Here is a 15,635-nt window from a genome sequence, read left to right as displayed (position 1 = left end):
CTTCATTTTTCAAACGTCCGCATAATCAAAACATCTACTTTGGAAACCTGTGTTACAAAGGATGGTACCGTACCTGCCATCGCTCTTTGTAAACGACTCAGCCCGGTTTCACCAATCACAATTAAATCATTATGGTGATCCTTCGGGAAATCCCGTGCAATCACACGTTTTGGTGAACCAAAACGTACATGAATATCGACATCATTGTGTCCCAATGACTTAGCGTAATCAAAAGATTCGTTAACAGACTTTTCTGCAGTCTGTTCCATTTGATAAACAACGTCTTCATTCATTGCGATTGAACCAAAATAACCACCACCTGTGGTATCCACTACTGTCAAAATATCAATGTGTGAATCAGGAGCAAATTCAACAACTTTTTTAATCAATGTGTTTGAAACTTCTGAACCATCAATTGCAACCAAAATGTTTTTATATGCCATGCGCCTATCCCTCTTATTTCTTAATAACTACATTATAACGCTATTAAAAAAATAATGTAAGCGCTTTTAATGGATTACATTTCTTTCTGTAAGTTATTCATGATTCGATAGCCTTCGTCCTGTCCAATAATAACTTGATCAGCAACATTTAGAAACAACCCATGCTCAACAATACCAATCTGTCCATCTAAATAGTGCCCTAGTTCAAACGGCTGATCAATTTGTTCTAAATATAGATCAACAATATAGTGTCCTAAGTCCGTTACTAGCGGTTGCTGATGATTGTCTAGACGTAATTTGGGGTGTAAATGGCGCTCTTTCAATTCAGCTATTAGTTTACCGCTTCCAAATGCTACTACTTCTACCGGCAAAGGAAATTGTCCCAGTTCATTATGCAGCTTCTGTTCATCAATAATCCAAATCACACGTCTAGAATATCTCGCCACAACTTTCTCCATTAAGAAAGCTGCTCCACCGCCTTTGATGCCATTTAAATGCTTATCAACTTCATCCGCACCATCAATTGTTAAATCTATCATCGGCACTAAGTCAATATCACGAATCGGAATACCAAGTTCTTCCGCACGTCTGGCAGTCTTTGTTGAGGTGGTCACACCAATAATAGTCATTTTTTCATCTTGAATACGTTTAGCTAATGCATCTAAAAAGTATGCTATCGTAGATCCTGTTCCAAGACCAACAACCATTCCATCTTCTATTAGTGTAGCAGCAAACTCACCGGCATGTTTCTTTTGCTTGTTCATCTTTTTGTTTTACAACACTTTTTCTAAAAATTCTTGTGCCCGCTTTGTCTTTGGCTTATCAAAAAATGATTGTGGTGTAGCAATCTCTTGTATGCCACCGTCAGCCATAAACCATACAGTATCCGCCACTTCACGTGCAAACCCCATCTCATGCGTGACAACAATCATGGTCATTCCATCTTCTGCCAACTGCTTCATCACGCCTAATACCTCACCTACCATTTCTGGATCTAGGGCACTTGTCGGTTCATCAAAGAGTAACACATCAGGAGACATTGCCAAAGCACGTGCAATCGCTACACGTTGTTTCTGCCCTCCTGAGAGACTGTCCGGATAAACAGTTCCTTTATCGGCTAAGCCAACTTGAGCAAGTAGCTTTTCAGCAATTTTCGTTGCCTCCTTGTCGCTAATATTTTTAACCTTTACCGGTGCTAATTTAATGTTCTCAATCACAGACAAATTTGGAAATAAATTAAAGCTTTGAAACACCATACCCATTTTTTCACGTAACTGATCCAACTCTTTTTCAGACAGATTTGTTAAATCCTGATTCTCAAAATTCACCTTACCACTAGTTGGTGCATCTAACATATTAATGGCACGTAAAAAAGTAGATTTACCTGCGCCAGAAGGACCAATAACAGAGATAACCTCTCCTTTTTGTACAGCAACATTTACATTATCAAAAATTATTTTTTCACCAAATTGTTTTTTCAAGTTTTTTATATTCAATAACTCAGTCATTATTAATCTCCATTTCTAATGTTAATTACTATTATACAGTGTTATAATTTATATGCATCTGTTATTCGTATTAAACTGAATACATTGTATAATATTGCATAAAACTAACTTTGATAAACTATATATGGAGACTACTAATGGCTAAAATTGTAAATCGTGAAGAAAAAGTATCAAATTCATTCGAAGATCTCATTTCATTACCAACTAGTGAAAGTAATGACGAAACTCGAAAAGCAGCATTAGGTCATGATAAAGACGAAAAGAAGAAATAAAAAAAAACACGCTCACGCGTGTTTTTTTGAATACTAATAAATTAATTAGTCTTCGATATCAGTAACTGTTCCGGCACCAACAGTGTGGCCACCTTCACGAACAGTAAACTTCAAACCTTGTTCGATGGCAACTGGTGAGATCAATTCGATTTCGAATGTCACTTGGTCACCAGGCATAACCATTTCAACACCGGCTGGCAATTCAACAACACCTGTAACATCAGTTGTGTGGAAGTAGAATTGTGGACGGTAGTTAGTGAAGAATGGTGTATGACGACCACCTTCTTCCTTAGTCAAGACATAGACTTCAGCCTTAAACTTCTTGTGTGTGTTAATTGAACCTGGCTTTGCCAAAACTTGACCACGTTCAATGTTACTACGGTCAACACCACGCAACAATGCACCGATGTTATCACCCGCTTGAGCTTCTTCCAAAGTCTTACGGAACATTTCGATACCTGTAACAGTAGTCTTTTGAACTTCGTCCTTCAAACCAACGATTTCAACTTCAGTTCCTGTAGTCAATACACCACGGTCAACACGACCAGAAGCAACTGTACCACGACCAGTGATTGTGAAGACATCTTCGACAGGCATCAAGAATGGCTTGTCTGTTTCACGTGCTGGTTCTGGAATGTATGAATCAACAGTATCCATCAATTCTTCGATAACCTTAACTTGTTCAGGATCACCTTCCAAAGCTTTCAAAGCTGAACCCTTAAGTACAGGAATATCGTCACCTGGGAAGTCATATTCTGACAACAATTCACGAACTTCCATTTCAACCAATTCAACTAATTCTTCATCATCAACCAAATCAGTCTTGTTCAAGAAGACAACCAAGTAGTCAACACCAACTTGACGTGCCAACAAGATGTGTTCACGTGTTTGTGGCATAGGACCATCAGTTGCAGCAACAACCAAGATAGCACCATCCATTTGGGCAGCACCAGTGATCATGTTCTTAACGTAATCCGCGTGACCTGGGGCATCGATGTGGGCATAGTGACGCTTCTCTGTTTCATATTCGATATGAGAAGTGTTAATTGTGATACCACGTTCTTTTTCTTCAGGCGCGTTATCGATTTCAGCAAAATCAGTAGCATCAATACCTTGCTTTTCAGCCAATACCTTTGAGATAGCGGCAGTCAAAGTCGTCTTTCCGTGATCGACGTGTCCAATAGTACCAATGTTAACGTGGGGCTTAGTGCGAACGTAAGTTTCCTTAGCCAATGTAGTTTCCTCCAAAATTCATTTTTCAATATTATGAAAAATGTTTATAAATATATTTTACAACGCAAGCCGTCAAAAGACAACAAATAACTTGCATTTTTCCGGCTTTTGAAGCCAGAAATTATTATACCGACTTATTAAGAAAATGTAAACCGTTTTGAACTTAATTTTCAAAAAAGCTTTCAGTCAATGCATTTATTTTTTCATGCCATTGTCGTTGATTTTCTGGCTCATCTGGTTTAGAGCGACCATAATAATGTGCGATACTGCTATCAACCCATTTTTCAATATCAGTTATTGCGATATCAACTCGTGGGTATAGCAATGTTAGCTCAATGCGCATTTGATGAGCTAACATTTCTAAGGCAATAGGATCTTCTTGTCCTAATCTGCTTTCAAGTGTCGCTGCTGCAGTTTCAAAAATTGGTGAACTAGTTAACGGCATTACATCGCTAAGCTGTATCGCATAAATTTCATCATCAAGCCAACGGTACTTAACTATCCCATCAATCTGCAGTTTTTGCAAATCTTCTAATAAGGTTGCGCGAATAATTGGTAACGCGTACGGATCCACAAGGAGAAATTTAGCACCAACAACAAACTGTGCCACTGGTAAATGTCGCGCAGATTCGTAGCGATCACGCTGCGCTAGCAAATCATAATCACTCATATGATAAAACTGACGCGCAACAGTATCGAGTGTTGCTTTCATATTCTCTTGCGCCAGTTCTTCAGCTTGTCTAATTTCATTTAGAACTTCATCAACAACGTCTAAATCATCCCAAAGTACAGCCAATTGTTGCGCATAAACAAAATTTTGATTTTGAACTGCAAGCGCTACAATCATTCGAAAATTAGATTCATCATCTAAATATTCTAATAGAAAATCATCCGCATAAGATGATGCAAGTTGATATTGTTCATCCATAAATAACGCTGTTACTAGACGATAATTAACTTTGAATGTTTGCATTTTCTCATAAAGCGTAGCTAACGTTTCAGCAGCATCATGCCAATTTTTTTGTTTTGTCTCAATATTGGCTCGATTAATTAATTCTTGATTTTCTGGTGTTATATTTTCATCCATAATTTATTGTGTTCAACAATACTCAAATCATGCAGTATATGATTAAAACACATGCCCTCCTTTCAAATATTCAAAAGCCCAACTCAATCGAGTTGGGACTTTTATTATTCAGTAGTTTTACTTTGTACATTCTTTTTTGCTGGACGGCGAACCTTTTTTTTATTGCTATTAGGTGTTGCTAGTTTCTTTTGTGCTGGGCGTTTGCTTGTTTGAGCACCAGATTGTGTCGCCGTTGTTTTATGGTTATTTGGTCTGCGATTTTGGTTAACTTCCATAACTACAGGCATAACCATAGGTCGACGTCTCGTTTGCTCAAATAAGAAACGTGACAATACATCACGAACACCGGCTTTTAGCTCATTCCAATCAAAGCTTTTATTGTTAGTCAAATAATCTTCAATCTGTTTAACGGTTAAATCAGAAGCTTCTTTCATTAAATCACGATTTGCTTTAACATAAACAAATCCACGTGATGTTAACTTTGGTTTTGATACGACCTGGCGTTTTTTACGATCAATTGTCACAACAGAAACAAAAACACCATCTTCAGACAAAATACGACGATCACGCAAGACCACGTTACCAATATCGCCAATACCAGATCCATCAATCAATGTCTCACCAATAGTAAATGAATCTTTTAATTCAAATTGGCCGTCAATTAACTTAAATTGATCACCCTTCATTGCCATCAGGATATGATCTTCAGGTAAATTAACCTCTTCAGCAGCATCTTTAGCTGCTGACATCACACGATACTCTCCTTGAATAGGCATAAAATACGCTGGTTGCATGATATTAAGCATCATTTGTAAATCATTTCGTGATGCATGACCACTAGAACGCATATCAGTGCTAATCTGTTTCACATCAGCACCTTGTTTGAAAATCATATCACGTGTTTTTGCTACAACACTTTCCATGGCTGTAGAAGGTGTTGTGGTAATAAACACAAGGTCATCTGAACCAATCTTAATGTGAGCGTCTTCGCCATTTGCCATACGATTCAAATGCTTAATTGGTTCTCCCATGCGGCCTGTTTCTAAAATAACCGTTTCATGGGCAACTAAACTCTTCATATTTTTTAAACTGACAAATAGTTGACTTTCTGGCAAAGGTAACTGTAACTTTTTTAATTTGATAGCTGTTCTGACAACATTTTCGATATCATTTCCTGATAAAACAAGTTTACGTTTTGTCGCAGCAGTGGCATCAATAATTTGCTGAATTCTTTGAATATTCGAAGCAACGGCCGCTACAATGATGCGCTTTTTTTTGTTATCACGGAAAGTTTCTAATATATAATCGCCAATCTTTGATTCATTAACTGAATCAGCTCCACCCTCCGTACCAGCAGCATCAGCCAACAAAGCCAATACTTTCCCTTGACCAACTTCTACTAAACGAGGAATATCGGTACGATAGTAACTTTCCGCCGTTTGATCAAACTTAAAATCGCCAGTATACACAACTTGGCCATATTCCGTACCAATTACAATACCTAATGATTCTGGAATTGAGTGTGTGGTATTAAAGAAAGATACTTTAACATTACCAAAGTCAATTTCACTTTTTTCATTAATAATGTGGTAGTCATTATAATCTTTTAGTGCCGGCTGATCTTTTATCGCTAGCTTAGCTAATTCAATTGTTAGCTCGGATCCAAAAATCGGTACATTGACTTGTTGCAAAAAATACGGCAAAGCTCCAATTGCATCCGCGTGTCCGTGTGACAAGAAAACGCCAGCAATTTTTTCAGTATTCTTAATCAAATATTCAAAATCCGGCACAACTACATCTACACCAAGCTGATCTGTTTCTGGATACTTTAATCCTGCATCCAATATAAAAATTTCGTCATTAACTGTGACGGCATACATGTTTTTCCCATTTTCGCGGACTCCGCCAAAGGGAATAATACTTAAATCTGTCATTAATCTTTCCTTTATAAACATGTGATTAACTAGATGTTTTAGGTATCACCATAGTCTACACACTCTTTTTTTATTCGTATATTTAATGAATAACAGGAGCCTGCTGGTCTAAAACACTGAGGTCTTCCTTGTTGCTTGTCTCGATACGTAATGTTTCTATTTTAGCATACTTTTCAACTCTTTTCTGGTATTATTGAAACAGCGTGTTAATAATAGAACAGCATCTGTTAAGATGACAGATAAAAATTAATAAAAAGCATGTCTATAAATGAAAGGAACAAGATACCTCATGCAACGTCATCCATTCAAACCATCACACAAAGTTCGCAATGGCATTATAATAATTATTATTTTTGTCGCAGTAGTGGTGATAGGATTTGTAATTGTTGGTCACCAATCTGACAACAAAAAAGCAACTTCTTCAAGCAAAGTTTCCCATAGCTCATCAACATCTTCAAGCAAAAAGAAGGCAAAAAAAGCAAGTACCTCTTCAGATACATCAAACAGTACTTCAACAGAAGAATCCACTTCAATGATAAGTTCTTCCACAAGCGTGGCTCCAGCTCCATCTGTTGCTAGTAGCGAAGTTTCCCAAGTCTTAAGTAGTGCTACCCAAGATGCAACGCAGACACCAGTACAAGATAACAGTAATACATCTAGCGTTAGCAATAGTTCTTCCGCATCAAGTGCTGTTTCGTCAAGTACAACTACATTTGGAAACTGGTCTTTGGCAACTTATAATGAAGTGGCCATTGGTTCAGCCACTTATGATCAAATTCGTGCTACTTACGGTAACCCTACTTACTTAACTGCAGATCAAAAATATGCTTATGCTACTTGGCAAAGCCAAAGTGGTGCAAAAGTCTCTATCGTCTTTACACCTAGCGGTGAAAGTAATAACGTTCAACTCATTGCAAGTAACAAAACACAATCAGGTTTACAATAAAAAAAGACATCTTCACTGATGTCTTTTTTATTATGCTGCTACATGCTGCTACCCTTTTACCCCAGCTCTTTGAGCAATGGGGACCAAAACATTGCCAATGGCAGCTACTAAAATAATTCCAGTAATAATTTCAAAAATGCTGTTAAACGACACAATGCCTATTAGCCAGCCTAATAAATTATGATTAGGTATGCCGGTAAAATTCGTGCGCATCACTGTAAACCCGATGACAGTAAGTAGCACCACGCCAACTGTATTAATCAAAGCGGCTAGTCCGCCTAAGAATCCTAATCCAAGCGTACGGACACCAAAATTTTTGTTGCGCAACCACTTATTAAAAGCCATACCAATTACTAGCCCTACTAAAATACGAGGTATAAACGCCGTAAAAGGATTTTGAAACATTAATGAACCAATAGACCCCGGTGTCGACCAAGCTTGCCAAAAAGTTAATAACCCCCAGAAGCCGCCAATAAAGGCACCTCGACGTGCTCCTAAAAGTATTGCAGCGATAGCTACGGTAAACTGTATAATTGTTGGTTGTGCACCTACAATAACAGCACCGAGCGGTATATATCCAAGCCAAGGAATCAGCACTTGTAATAAGATAATTGCCATAAAGAAGGTTGTAATTACCAAATATTTTGTCTTATTGTTGGTCATAATATTTGCTCCTATGTATATTCCACGCTTTATATCATATCATAGAGCAACATTATTCATTTAACATTTGTTTTTGTCGCCAAATATCGGTATAATTTATGAGTACTGCGTCTATAGTTCAACAGGATAGAACAAGAACCTCCTAAGTTTTAGCTCCCAGTTCGAGTCTGGGTGGACGCATAAGAAAAGGGTGCCGATTGGCACCCTTTTTCTATCCTATTATATTTGCTCGTTCCGCTATTGGTAACAATACACTACCAATTACACTGACTAAAATAAAACCTACAATCATTTCAAACAAGGCATTAAATGAAACAATGCTGATCAGCCAAGCTAAGATGTTATGCGTTGGTACACCCGTAAAATTAGTGTGCATAACAGTGAAACCTAATGTGGTTAGCAAAACAACTCCTACTGTGTTGATTAAAGCTGCTGTTGTACCTAATACCCCTAGCCCAACTGTCCGAACTGCTGTAGACTGGTTTCGTAGTAGCTTATTAAAGAAATAGCCAATAATCAAACCAACTAAAACACGTGGGATAATGGCAGTCAAAGGATTTTGAAACATTAAAGAACCTATCGTTCCTGGGTGAGTTATGGCATTTGCAAATGATAATAAACCCCACCAGCAGCCAACAATTGCGCCATATTTTGGACCCAAAATAATGCTAGAAATGGCAACGGTAAATTGGATAATCGTCACTGAAGCCCCAACAATAAATGCGCCAAGGGGTAATAATCCAAGCCAAGGAACAAAAATCTGTAAAAATACAATTGCGATAAAAAGTGTCGTTATTACGAAATAACGTGTTCTTTGATTAATCATTATAGACTCCCCAATAATTGCATATGCCCTAAACTATATAGATACATCATTAATTTGTCAATAAAAAAAGCACTAACTTTTGATGATAGCGCTCTTTGTTGATTGTTATTCTACAATTGTAAACTGACGATTTTTCAAACTAATTTGCACATCGGCTGCTTGAGCCACATTGGGTTCGTGTGTGACTAAAATAACTGTTTTACCAACTTCATGTGCCAGTTCTTGGAAAATTTTGATAACTTCTTGTGTATTTTCCTCATCCAGATTACCTGTTGGCTCATCAGCAATAACTATCTTGGCATCCACAGCCAAAGCTCGAGCAATAGCTACTCGTTGTTGTTGCCCACCTGATAACTGCTGAACATTTTTATCTGCCAGCGTGCGGTTAATACCAAGTTTCTCCAAAGTTGCATAAATATAATCCTTGTCGCCTGTATGCTTTGAGTTGGTCATCGATAACGCTGATGATACATTTTGTGCGGCTGTCATATAATTTAAGAGATTATATGACTGGAAAATGATTGCAACCTTTTGATTCCGGTATTTGGTTAATCCATACTTACTAATATCCTCACCATCTAGCGTAATCGTCCCTTCGGATGGTGTGTCTAAACCTGCTAGAAAACTAAGCAATGTTGTTTTACCAGAACCAGATTGTCCGACTATACTGTACAATGTTTTCGGTTCAAATGACATATTGATATGTTCATATAGTGGCTTTTCTTGTGCATTATATTGATGTGTTAAATCTTTTATTGCCAATGTCATTAATAATTCTCCTTTTGATTAGCCATCAAGGCGCATGAATAATTTTGTAATAGTTTTACGTTATTCATTTGACAAAATCTTTTTTGGCTTTAAGCGGAAAATTGGTGTTGATCCAGCAACGACAGCAATCGCGATGATTCCCAAACCTAGGCCACCAAGTTCAGCCATTGACTTTGCGCTAATCTTTGTTTTTAGGGTGTTTACTTGACTGCCACCAGCTGTCATACTAGTTTGACCACTTCTACCAGCGCCAGAAGGTGCTGTTCCACCGCCACCACCTGGTCGTTGTCCACCACCACCAAACCCAGCACCAGTGCTAGTTGATTGCGTAGCAGTAGTTTGCTGTGAAACAAGTTGCTTCCCCACCGCACTTCCTACAAAGTTTCCAGCAACTCCTGCAATCACTAGAGACAATACTAATACCGCAAATAATTCCGAAAAAAGTTGAAGCACAATTTTAAATTTACTTTCTCCTAATGCCATCAAGACGCCAATTTCATGACGACGTTCACGAATCATCAAAACAGTAATTAATGCCAAAATAATCGTACCAGCAATACCAACTATCCAAACAATCTTATTGGCAAAACTTTGAACATTCTTCATGGGCTTCATCAACAAAGCATAAGTTTCAGAGCTAGATGTCAAACTGAAACTACTTGAAATTAGCTTCTTAGCTTGCTTTGTAAATGCTTTTTCTTTAGATGAATCTGTTAGTGTGTAAACGACACTTGTTACAGATGTTGTATCACCATTAACTGTTCCTGCAAATGTATAACTTGTATAGATTGTATTTGATGGATCACTCATATTTGGTCCACCTTGACTTGATGTTGATGTTTTTGCTTTGTAAATACCCACAACATTTAATGTATAAGTTTTTGAATCATCGTCTGTGGTTTTAACCTTAATGGTGCTGCCAACTTTTAAGCTGTTGCTTGTTGCTAATTCACTTTCAATCACAACATTGTTAGTATTTTTATCGGCGGCGGTAATACCGCGACCTGATGTAATTTTATAACTTTTTGATTTGAAGTTAGTTTCGGCAGCTGTTGTTGATACACCACTAATTGTTATATCACCGCTGTTTGTTGAACCACCAAATCTACCTTGGCCACCGCCGCCACTTGATGAAGATGTTGTAACCGCCGAAAAGCCACTAGCGTTTACTGAAGCACTATTACTATATTGATAACCAGCCACATTACTCAAAGCAGCAATTTTTTCAGCCGTTTTAATTTTTACACTTGGCATTGTAATGGCAGCCGGTGTTACATTCGACGATGAGCTACTTGATGAAGACGAGCCGCTTTGACTTTTGCGCATTGAGGCAAAAGCTTTTTCACGGTCTGCACTTAAAGTAACTGTCGTACCTGCCGAATTTTTAGCGCTATTCGTCGCTTGAATAGCAGCACTTTGAATGATGATACCTGCCAATACAAATATCATAATGGCGCTCATTACCAGTGTAATCAACGCTGTACGCCCTATTTTTTGCCGTAAATAGAGCCCAGCACGTTTGATGAAATCCATAATAATGCTCCTTAACATTTCTTAATATTGACAATTTAGCACTTCTAAATTAAATTCAAATCAATTAAACGAAAATTAAAGCATCATATTATTCGTTTTTTTGGCAAAAACCTGCATTTATTGTATAATTTAATCAAGAATAATTTTAAAGAGAATAGAGGAGCAAACTTAATGTTATCGGAATTCAAAGCTTTTATTATGCGAGGAAATGTACTTGACTTGGCAGTTGGTGTCATTATTGGTGGTGCCTTTACTGGATTGGTTAAGTCATTAACAACTAATTTAATCGGTCCAATCATTGCATTTGCAACTGGCGGAACAACAGACTTAGACCAATTGCAACTTGTCATTACAAAAACGTTAACATTTAAATATGGTGCTTTCTTAAATGACGTAATTAATTTTTTGATTACTGCTTTCGTTGTATTCCTGATTGTTAAGTTTATCAATCGCTTGTTTAAAGCTAACAAACAAGAAGAAGCAAAAGCTAACCCTGAATTAGAGATTTTAACAGAAATCCGTGATTTGTTAGATGCTGAGAAAAAAGCTTAATAAAAAAGAAGTTCAAATTTGAACTTCTTTTTTATTTATCGAATGGCTTTTAGTGCGTCATCAATTTGTTCCAAAATAATTTTTTGGTTATCTGCTTGCTCAAGATCATAAGTCTGTAAATCGATTTTAATTTTTGGAGATGCATCATAAGCATCAAACCAATCACGATAGGCTGACCACATTTTATAATAATAGGCTCTTAAACCTTCATTATTATCAAATTGTTCATAATCACGACCACGCTTTTTAATACGGTATAAAATGGTTTCAAAATCAGTTTCAGCATATACCATCAAATCGGGAGCTTTTTTAGGCATTTTTTGTAGTTCAGCCATCATATTATCTAATAGGCTGGTATAAACGTCCATCTCAGAGTCAGAGATATTACCATCTTTGTGGTTTTCTTCTGTAAACAAGGCATCTTCATAAATTGAACGATCAAGAACATTATTATCGTCCGCCAATGCTTGCTTAATCATGTCAAAACGACGATTTAAAAAGTATATTTGCAACAAGAAACCATATTGCTTTGGATTGGAGTAATAAAGCGGTAAAACGGGATTATCGCCTACCGGTTCATAAAATGCTTTCGTGTTCATATGCTCTGCAATCAAACTTGTGAGTGTTGTTTTACCAACACCGATCATACCCGCAGTAATAATCACCATGACAACCTTCTTCCTGATGTTTTCATTATTTTGACTTGAAAATTAGTTTGAATCAGCTATTTTCAAGTAATCGCTAGTGAGCGACTTTTGTCATATCCGATGAACCCTCACAAAATATTCAGAGGTATTTTCAGTATTAAAGACAATATTTATTATATCAAATACATCCTTCAAAATGCAGACTACTTTAAATGCCTACCAATTTATTCTACAAAAAAAACATCCTCACGGACGTTTTTATTTAACCAACAGCTTTAAAGCTGAGCGAATATATCCATCTGTAGTATCGCTATTGCGACCAATAATCTGGGCGACCGCTTTCACATCTTTAGCTGTGTAGCCAAGTGCTAATAGTGCTTCAAGAGCATCATCCAAGGCTTGCGATTGTTCTGGATTGCTTGAAGAATCAACCATACCTGTTTTAGATGCTAACTCATCTAACTTCCCTTTCAAATCCAAAACAATTTGCTGCGCCGTTTTCTTTCCGACACCAGGGAATTGTGTCAAATAAGCCACATTATCATTTTCAACTGCACTAATAAGACCCTCGGCATCCCCGTTGGCCAAAATAGCCAAGGCGCTTTTAGGACCAATTCCTGAAACATTTAATAGCTTATTAAATAAGGCTTTCTCATCAGCGTCAATAAATCCATATAAACTGATGTCATTTTCACGAACAATTTGCTGAACATAGACATGTGATTCCACATTCTCCTCAAAACGGTAAGGATTAGCACTGTACAGACGATATCCCACGCCACTTCGAGATGCAATCACAATATACGATGGTGTGATATTTGTGATTAACCCATTAATATACTCATACATTTACGCAATAACTCTCTTTCAAATCGTTTCTTTTAGTTTAGCATAAAACGCGCATAGCACTCACCCTAAAATAAATCAGTTTAAACTAAAACTGTTAGCATCCGTCGTAATTTCATCAACACCTAGTCCAATATAATACGGGAAATCTGACGGTGATATTGTCCAAACATTTAGTCGTCGCCCTTGCCGTCTGAGCTCTTGAATTGTTTGGCTCGTTAAACTTTTCCCATTAATATCCAGCCCCGCTTTGGGTCCTAATTCGTTTAATTTTTCAGACAACTTCACTGGATCACTAGTCGAATCCCATAAAAGTTCCAGCGAAATCTTTTTATCTAGCGCATATACGTGTTTTAAGGCTTCACACTGCAAGCTAATTATCGTACTATTGTTATACAATCCTGCATTTTTAACTGCACCAATTAAATTTTGAACATCACCATCGCTCATTTGACTGGCAGGCTGTTTAATTTCAATAATTGGTCGTAAATTATTATTAGACATCTCGGTTAAATACTCTTTTAAAGTTGGCAAAGTTAGTGATTGATATTTTCCAACATTAACACCAGAGTCAATGTGATATTGTTTAATCTGAGCTAATGTTAAATCTTTAATGGCGCCATGACCGTTAGTCATACGATCAATAGTGCCATCATGGCTGACAATCCACTGCCTATCTTTTGTGAGCCAAATATCTGTTTCCGCACCATAGCTACCCTTAGCTAATTGAAAAGCTGGTATTGAATTCTCAGGCGCTAAATTTGAAGCACCACGATGAGCAATTAGCTTTGTTTGAAAATTACCATTAACACGGTATTGAACACTACCATCAGATGCAAAGTAATACGTATGCTTATCAACTGACTTCAATTGATTTTTAACAGCAAGATTTGTTACTGAATCAAAGTAATAAGTTTTTGATTCAACAGTTTGTAAACCACTTTGACGTTTGCCATCTTTAAAAAAATACTTTCCAGTTCCATCATCTAAATAACCGTTAGCCGGTTCAGCTGTCTTATAATAACTGCCGTTCACATAACCAGAGTGTGGCGTTTGGCCAACCGAATCATTTTCAATTTGTGTTAGCACTACTTTTTCTAACATTGAAGGTGGCTCCACTAAGCCCGCTTCCGAATTCACAATTTTGGTAAAAAGCATGCCCGATATCAATGCACACAAACCTACAATAAATCTCATGTTACCCCCGTTATTACTTTTATAGCATTCTACTTTGATAAACAAATAAAAAATACGTCTGAGAGTCAGATGTATTTTTTTTTCGTTTTGTTCGTCTTTATTATTTATGAATAAACATCGCGTCTCCAAAACTGAAGAAACGATACCGATCATCAACCGCATGTTTATATGCATTCAAAATATTATCACGCCCAGTGAAAGCAGCGACTAACATGACCAATGTTGATTTAGGCAAATGGAAGTTAGTTATAAAGGCATCTACAACTGTCCAGTTGTATCCTGGTTTAATAAAAATATCCGTCCAACCTGAGTCAGCGGTCAGGTCACCATTAAACTTAGTACCGATAGTTTCAAGGGTACGTATTGACGTCGTACCAGTAGCAATGATACGCCCGCCGTGTTTTCTAACCGAATTCAACTCATCAGCAGCTTCTTGGCTGAGTTGGTAAAATTCCGAATGCATTTTATGATCTTCAATATTTTCTTCATCGACAGGCCGGAACGTTCCAAGACCTACATGAAGCGTTAATTCAACTGTTTTAACACCTTTGGCACGAACCTTATCTAACAACTCAGGTGTCCAATGTAGCCCTGCTGTTGGTGCTGCTGCTGAACCATCAACCTTTGAATAGACCGTTTGATAACGTTCTTGATCGTCCAGCTTTTCTTTAATATAAGGTGGCAATGGCATTTCGCCCAACTGATCAAGTAGCTCCATGAAGATACCATCATAATGAAATTCAATATATCGACCACCATGTTCTAACTCACCAACAACTGTTGCAGTCATAATCGGATTTTCAATGTCATCACCAAAAACAATAGTTGACCCAACGGGTGATTTTTTCGCTGGTTTAACTAACGTTTCCCATACATCACCATGATCTTGACGAAGTAGTAGGACTTCAGCATGTCCACCCGTTTCCGGACGTGCACCGTGTAAACGTGCTGGTAGAACACGTGAATTATTCATGACAATAGCATCACCAGGGTTCAAGTAATCCAATATGTCATAGAAATGTTTATCCTCATAAACACCAGTTTCGGCGTTCAATGCTAATAATCTCGAAGCATCACGTTGCTTCAACGGTGTTTGTGCAATCAACGCCTCTGGTAAATCATAATCGAAATCTGATAATGTATATTTTTTTTCTTCTGCCATAATGATATCGAATCCCTT

17 protein-coding genes and 1 tRNA gene are annotated in these 15,635 nt (G+C 37.4%); 4 read left to right on the top strand and 14 right to left on the bottom strand.

Annotation, left to right across the window (positions count from 1 at the left end; all coding sequences use genetic code 11):
• Positions 1–2: 2 nt before the first annotated feature.
• The 3 genes from JNUCC76_RS03065 to JNUCC76_RS03055 form a co-directional block, all read right to left on the bottom strand.
• A complete protein-coding gene (locus JNUCC76_RS03065; RefSeq protein WP_454155710.1) occupies positions 3–443 on the bottom strand; it encodes a universal stress protein in 441 nt (146 codons plus the stop codon).
• Positions 444–517: 74 nt separating this feature from the next.
• The gene (rpiA, locus tag JNUCC76_RS03060; RefSeq protein ID WP_454155708.1) at positions 518–1,207 is read right to left on the bottom strand and encodes a ribose-5-phosphate isomerase RpiA; all 690 of its coding nucleotides are present in this window, start codon (positions 1,205–1,207) and stop codon (positions 518–520) included.
• A gap of 9 nt (positions 1,208–1,216) precedes the next feature.
• Positions 1,217–1,951, bottom strand: coding sequence for an amino acid ABC transporter ATP-binding protein (locus tag JNUCC76_RS03055; RefSeq protein ID WP_454155706.1), 735 nt, complete (start codon positions 1,949–1,951; stop codon positions 1,217–1,219).
• A 137-nt stretch (positions 1,952–2,088) separates the two neighbouring features.
• Here JNUCC76_RS03055 and JNUCC76_RS03050 point away from each other — a divergent pair, with 137 nt between their 5' ends.
• Entirely contained in the window at positions 2,089–2,223 is a 135-nt protein-coding gene (locus JNUCC76_RS03050) for a hypothetical protein (protein WP_010692185.1), read from the top strand.
• Between the two features lie 45 nt (positions 2,224–2,268).
• Here JNUCC76_RS03050 and tuf read toward each other — a convergent pair whose 3' ends face one another.
• The 3 genes from tuf to JNUCC76_RS03035 all read right to left on the bottom strand — a co-directional run bounded on the left by tuf (position 2,269) and on the right by JNUCC76_RS03035 (position 6,477).
• On the bottom strand, positions 2,269–3,456 hold the full coding sequence (gene tuf / locus JNUCC76_RS03045; protein WP_454155704.1) for an elongation factor Tu: 1,188 nt from the start codon (positions 3,454–3,456) through the stop codon (positions 2,269–2,271).
• Between the two features lie 163 nt (positions 3,457–3,619).
• Positions 3,620–4,543 (bottom strand): type I restriction endonuclease subunit R, encoded by a 924-nt coding sequence (locus tag JNUCC76_RS03040; RefSeq protein ID WP_454155702.1) that lies wholly within the window; start codon positions 4,541–4,543, stop codon positions 3,620–3,622.
• A 104-nt stretch (positions 4,544–4,647) separates the two neighbouring features.
• On the bottom strand, positions 4,648–6,477 hold the full coding sequence (locus JNUCC76_RS03035; protein ID WP_454155700.1) for a ribonuclease J: 1,830 nt from the start codon (positions 6,475–6,477) through the stop codon (positions 4,648–4,650).
• A 268-nt stretch (positions 6,478–6,745) separates the two neighbouring features.
• On the opposite strand from JNUCC76_RS03035, the gene JNUCC76_RS03030 reads away from it, so the two are divergent.
• Positions 6,746–7,423 carry a cell wall anchor protein gene (locus JNUCC76_RS03030; RefSeq protein WP_454155698.1) on the top strand — a complete coding sequence of 226 codons (678 nt, stop codon included), beginning with the start codon at positions 6,746–6,748 and terminating at the stop codon, positions 7,421–7,423.
• Between the two features lie 48 nt (positions 7,424–7,471).
• On the opposite strand, the gene JNUCC76_RS03025 is transcribed toward JNUCC76_RS03030, so the two are convergent.
• Entirely contained in the window at positions 7,472–8,086 is a 615-nt protein-coding gene (locus JNUCC76_RS03025; RefSeq protein WP_454155696.1) for an ECF transporter S component, read from the bottom strand.
• Between the two features lie 107 nt (positions 8,087–8,193).
• On the opposite strand from JNUCC76_RS03025, the gene JNUCC76_RS03020 reads away from it, so the two are divergent.
• Positions 8,194–8,266: transfer RNA gene (locus JNUCC76_RS03020), tRNA-Arg, on the top strand.
• A 31-nt stretch (positions 8,267–8,297) separates the two neighbouring features.
• Here the strand turns inward: JNUCC76_RS03020 and JNUCC76_RS03015 are convergent.
• The 3 genes from JNUCC76_RS03015 to JNUCC76_RS03005 all read right to left on the bottom strand — a co-directional run bounded on the left by JNUCC76_RS03015 (position 8,298) and on the right by JNUCC76_RS03005 (position 11,213).
• Positions 8,298–8,912, bottom strand: a complete 615-nt coding sequence (locus JNUCC76_RS03015) for an ECF transporter S component (protein WP_454155694.1) — start codon at positions 8,910–8,912, stop codon at positions 8,298–8,300.
• A gap of 105 nt (positions 8,913–9,017) precedes the next feature.
• The gene (locus tag JNUCC76_RS03010) at positions 9,018–9,680 is read right to left on the bottom strand and encodes an ABC transporter ATP-binding protein (protein ID WP_454155692.1); all 663 of its coding nucleotides are present in this window, start codon (positions 9,678–9,680) and stop codon (positions 9,018–9,020) included.
• 60 nt (positions 9,681–9,740) lie between these two features.
• Positions 9,741–11,213, bottom strand: coding sequence for an ABC transporter permease (locus tag JNUCC76_RS03005; RefSeq protein WP_454155689.1), 1,473 nt, complete (start codon positions 11,211–11,213; stop codon positions 9,741–9,743).
• 171 nt (positions 11,214–11,384) lie between these two features.
• On the opposite strand from JNUCC76_RS03005, the gene mscL reads away from it, so the two are divergent.
• On the top strand, positions 11,385–11,765 hold the full coding sequence (gene mscL / locus JNUCC76_RS03000; protein ID WP_260342526.1) for a large-conductance mechanosensitive channel protein MscL: 381 nt from the start codon (positions 11,385–11,387) through the stop codon (positions 11,763–11,765).
• Positions 11,766–11,800: 35 nt separating this feature from the next.
• Here mscL and JNUCC76_RS02995 read toward each other — a convergent pair whose 3' ends face one another.
• The 4 genes from JNUCC76_RS02995 to queA all read right to left on the bottom strand — a co-directional run bounded on the left by JNUCC76_RS02995 (position 11,801) and on the right by queA (position 15,617).
• A complete protein-coding gene (locus tag JNUCC76_RS02995; RefSeq protein WP_454155687.1) occupies positions 11,801–12,433 on the bottom strand; it encodes a deoxynucleoside kinase in 633 nt (210 codons plus the stop codon).
• Between the two features lie 237 nt (positions 12,434–12,670).
• Positions 12,671–13,261 carry a Holliday junction branch migration protein RuvA gene (gene ruvA / locus JNUCC76_RS02990; RefSeq protein ID WP_011679431.1) on the bottom strand — a complete coding sequence of 197 codons (591 nt, stop codon included), beginning with the start codon at positions 13,259–13,261 and terminating at the stop codon, positions 12,671–12,673.
• Between the two features lie 75 nt (positions 13,262–13,336).
• Positions 13,337–14,455, bottom strand: a complete 1,119-nt coding sequence (locus JNUCC76_RS02985; protein WP_454155685.1) for a glycerophosphodiester phosphodiesterase — start codon at positions 14,453–14,455, stop codon at positions 13,337–13,339.
• Positions 14,456–14,555: 100 nt separating this feature from the next.
• Entirely contained in the window at positions 14,556–15,617 is a 1,062-nt protein-coding gene (queA, locus tag JNUCC76_RS02980; protein ID WP_454156505.1) for a tRNA preQ1(34) S-adenosylmethionine ribosyltransferase-isomerase QueA, read from the bottom strand.
• Between the last annotated feature and the right edge of the window lie 18 nt (positions 15,618–15,635).

This window comes from Leuconostoc sp. JNUCC 76 (assembly GCF_053667755.1).
Note: the sequence above shows the minus strand (reverse complement) of the source record. Positions and strands in the feature narration are given on the sequence as shown.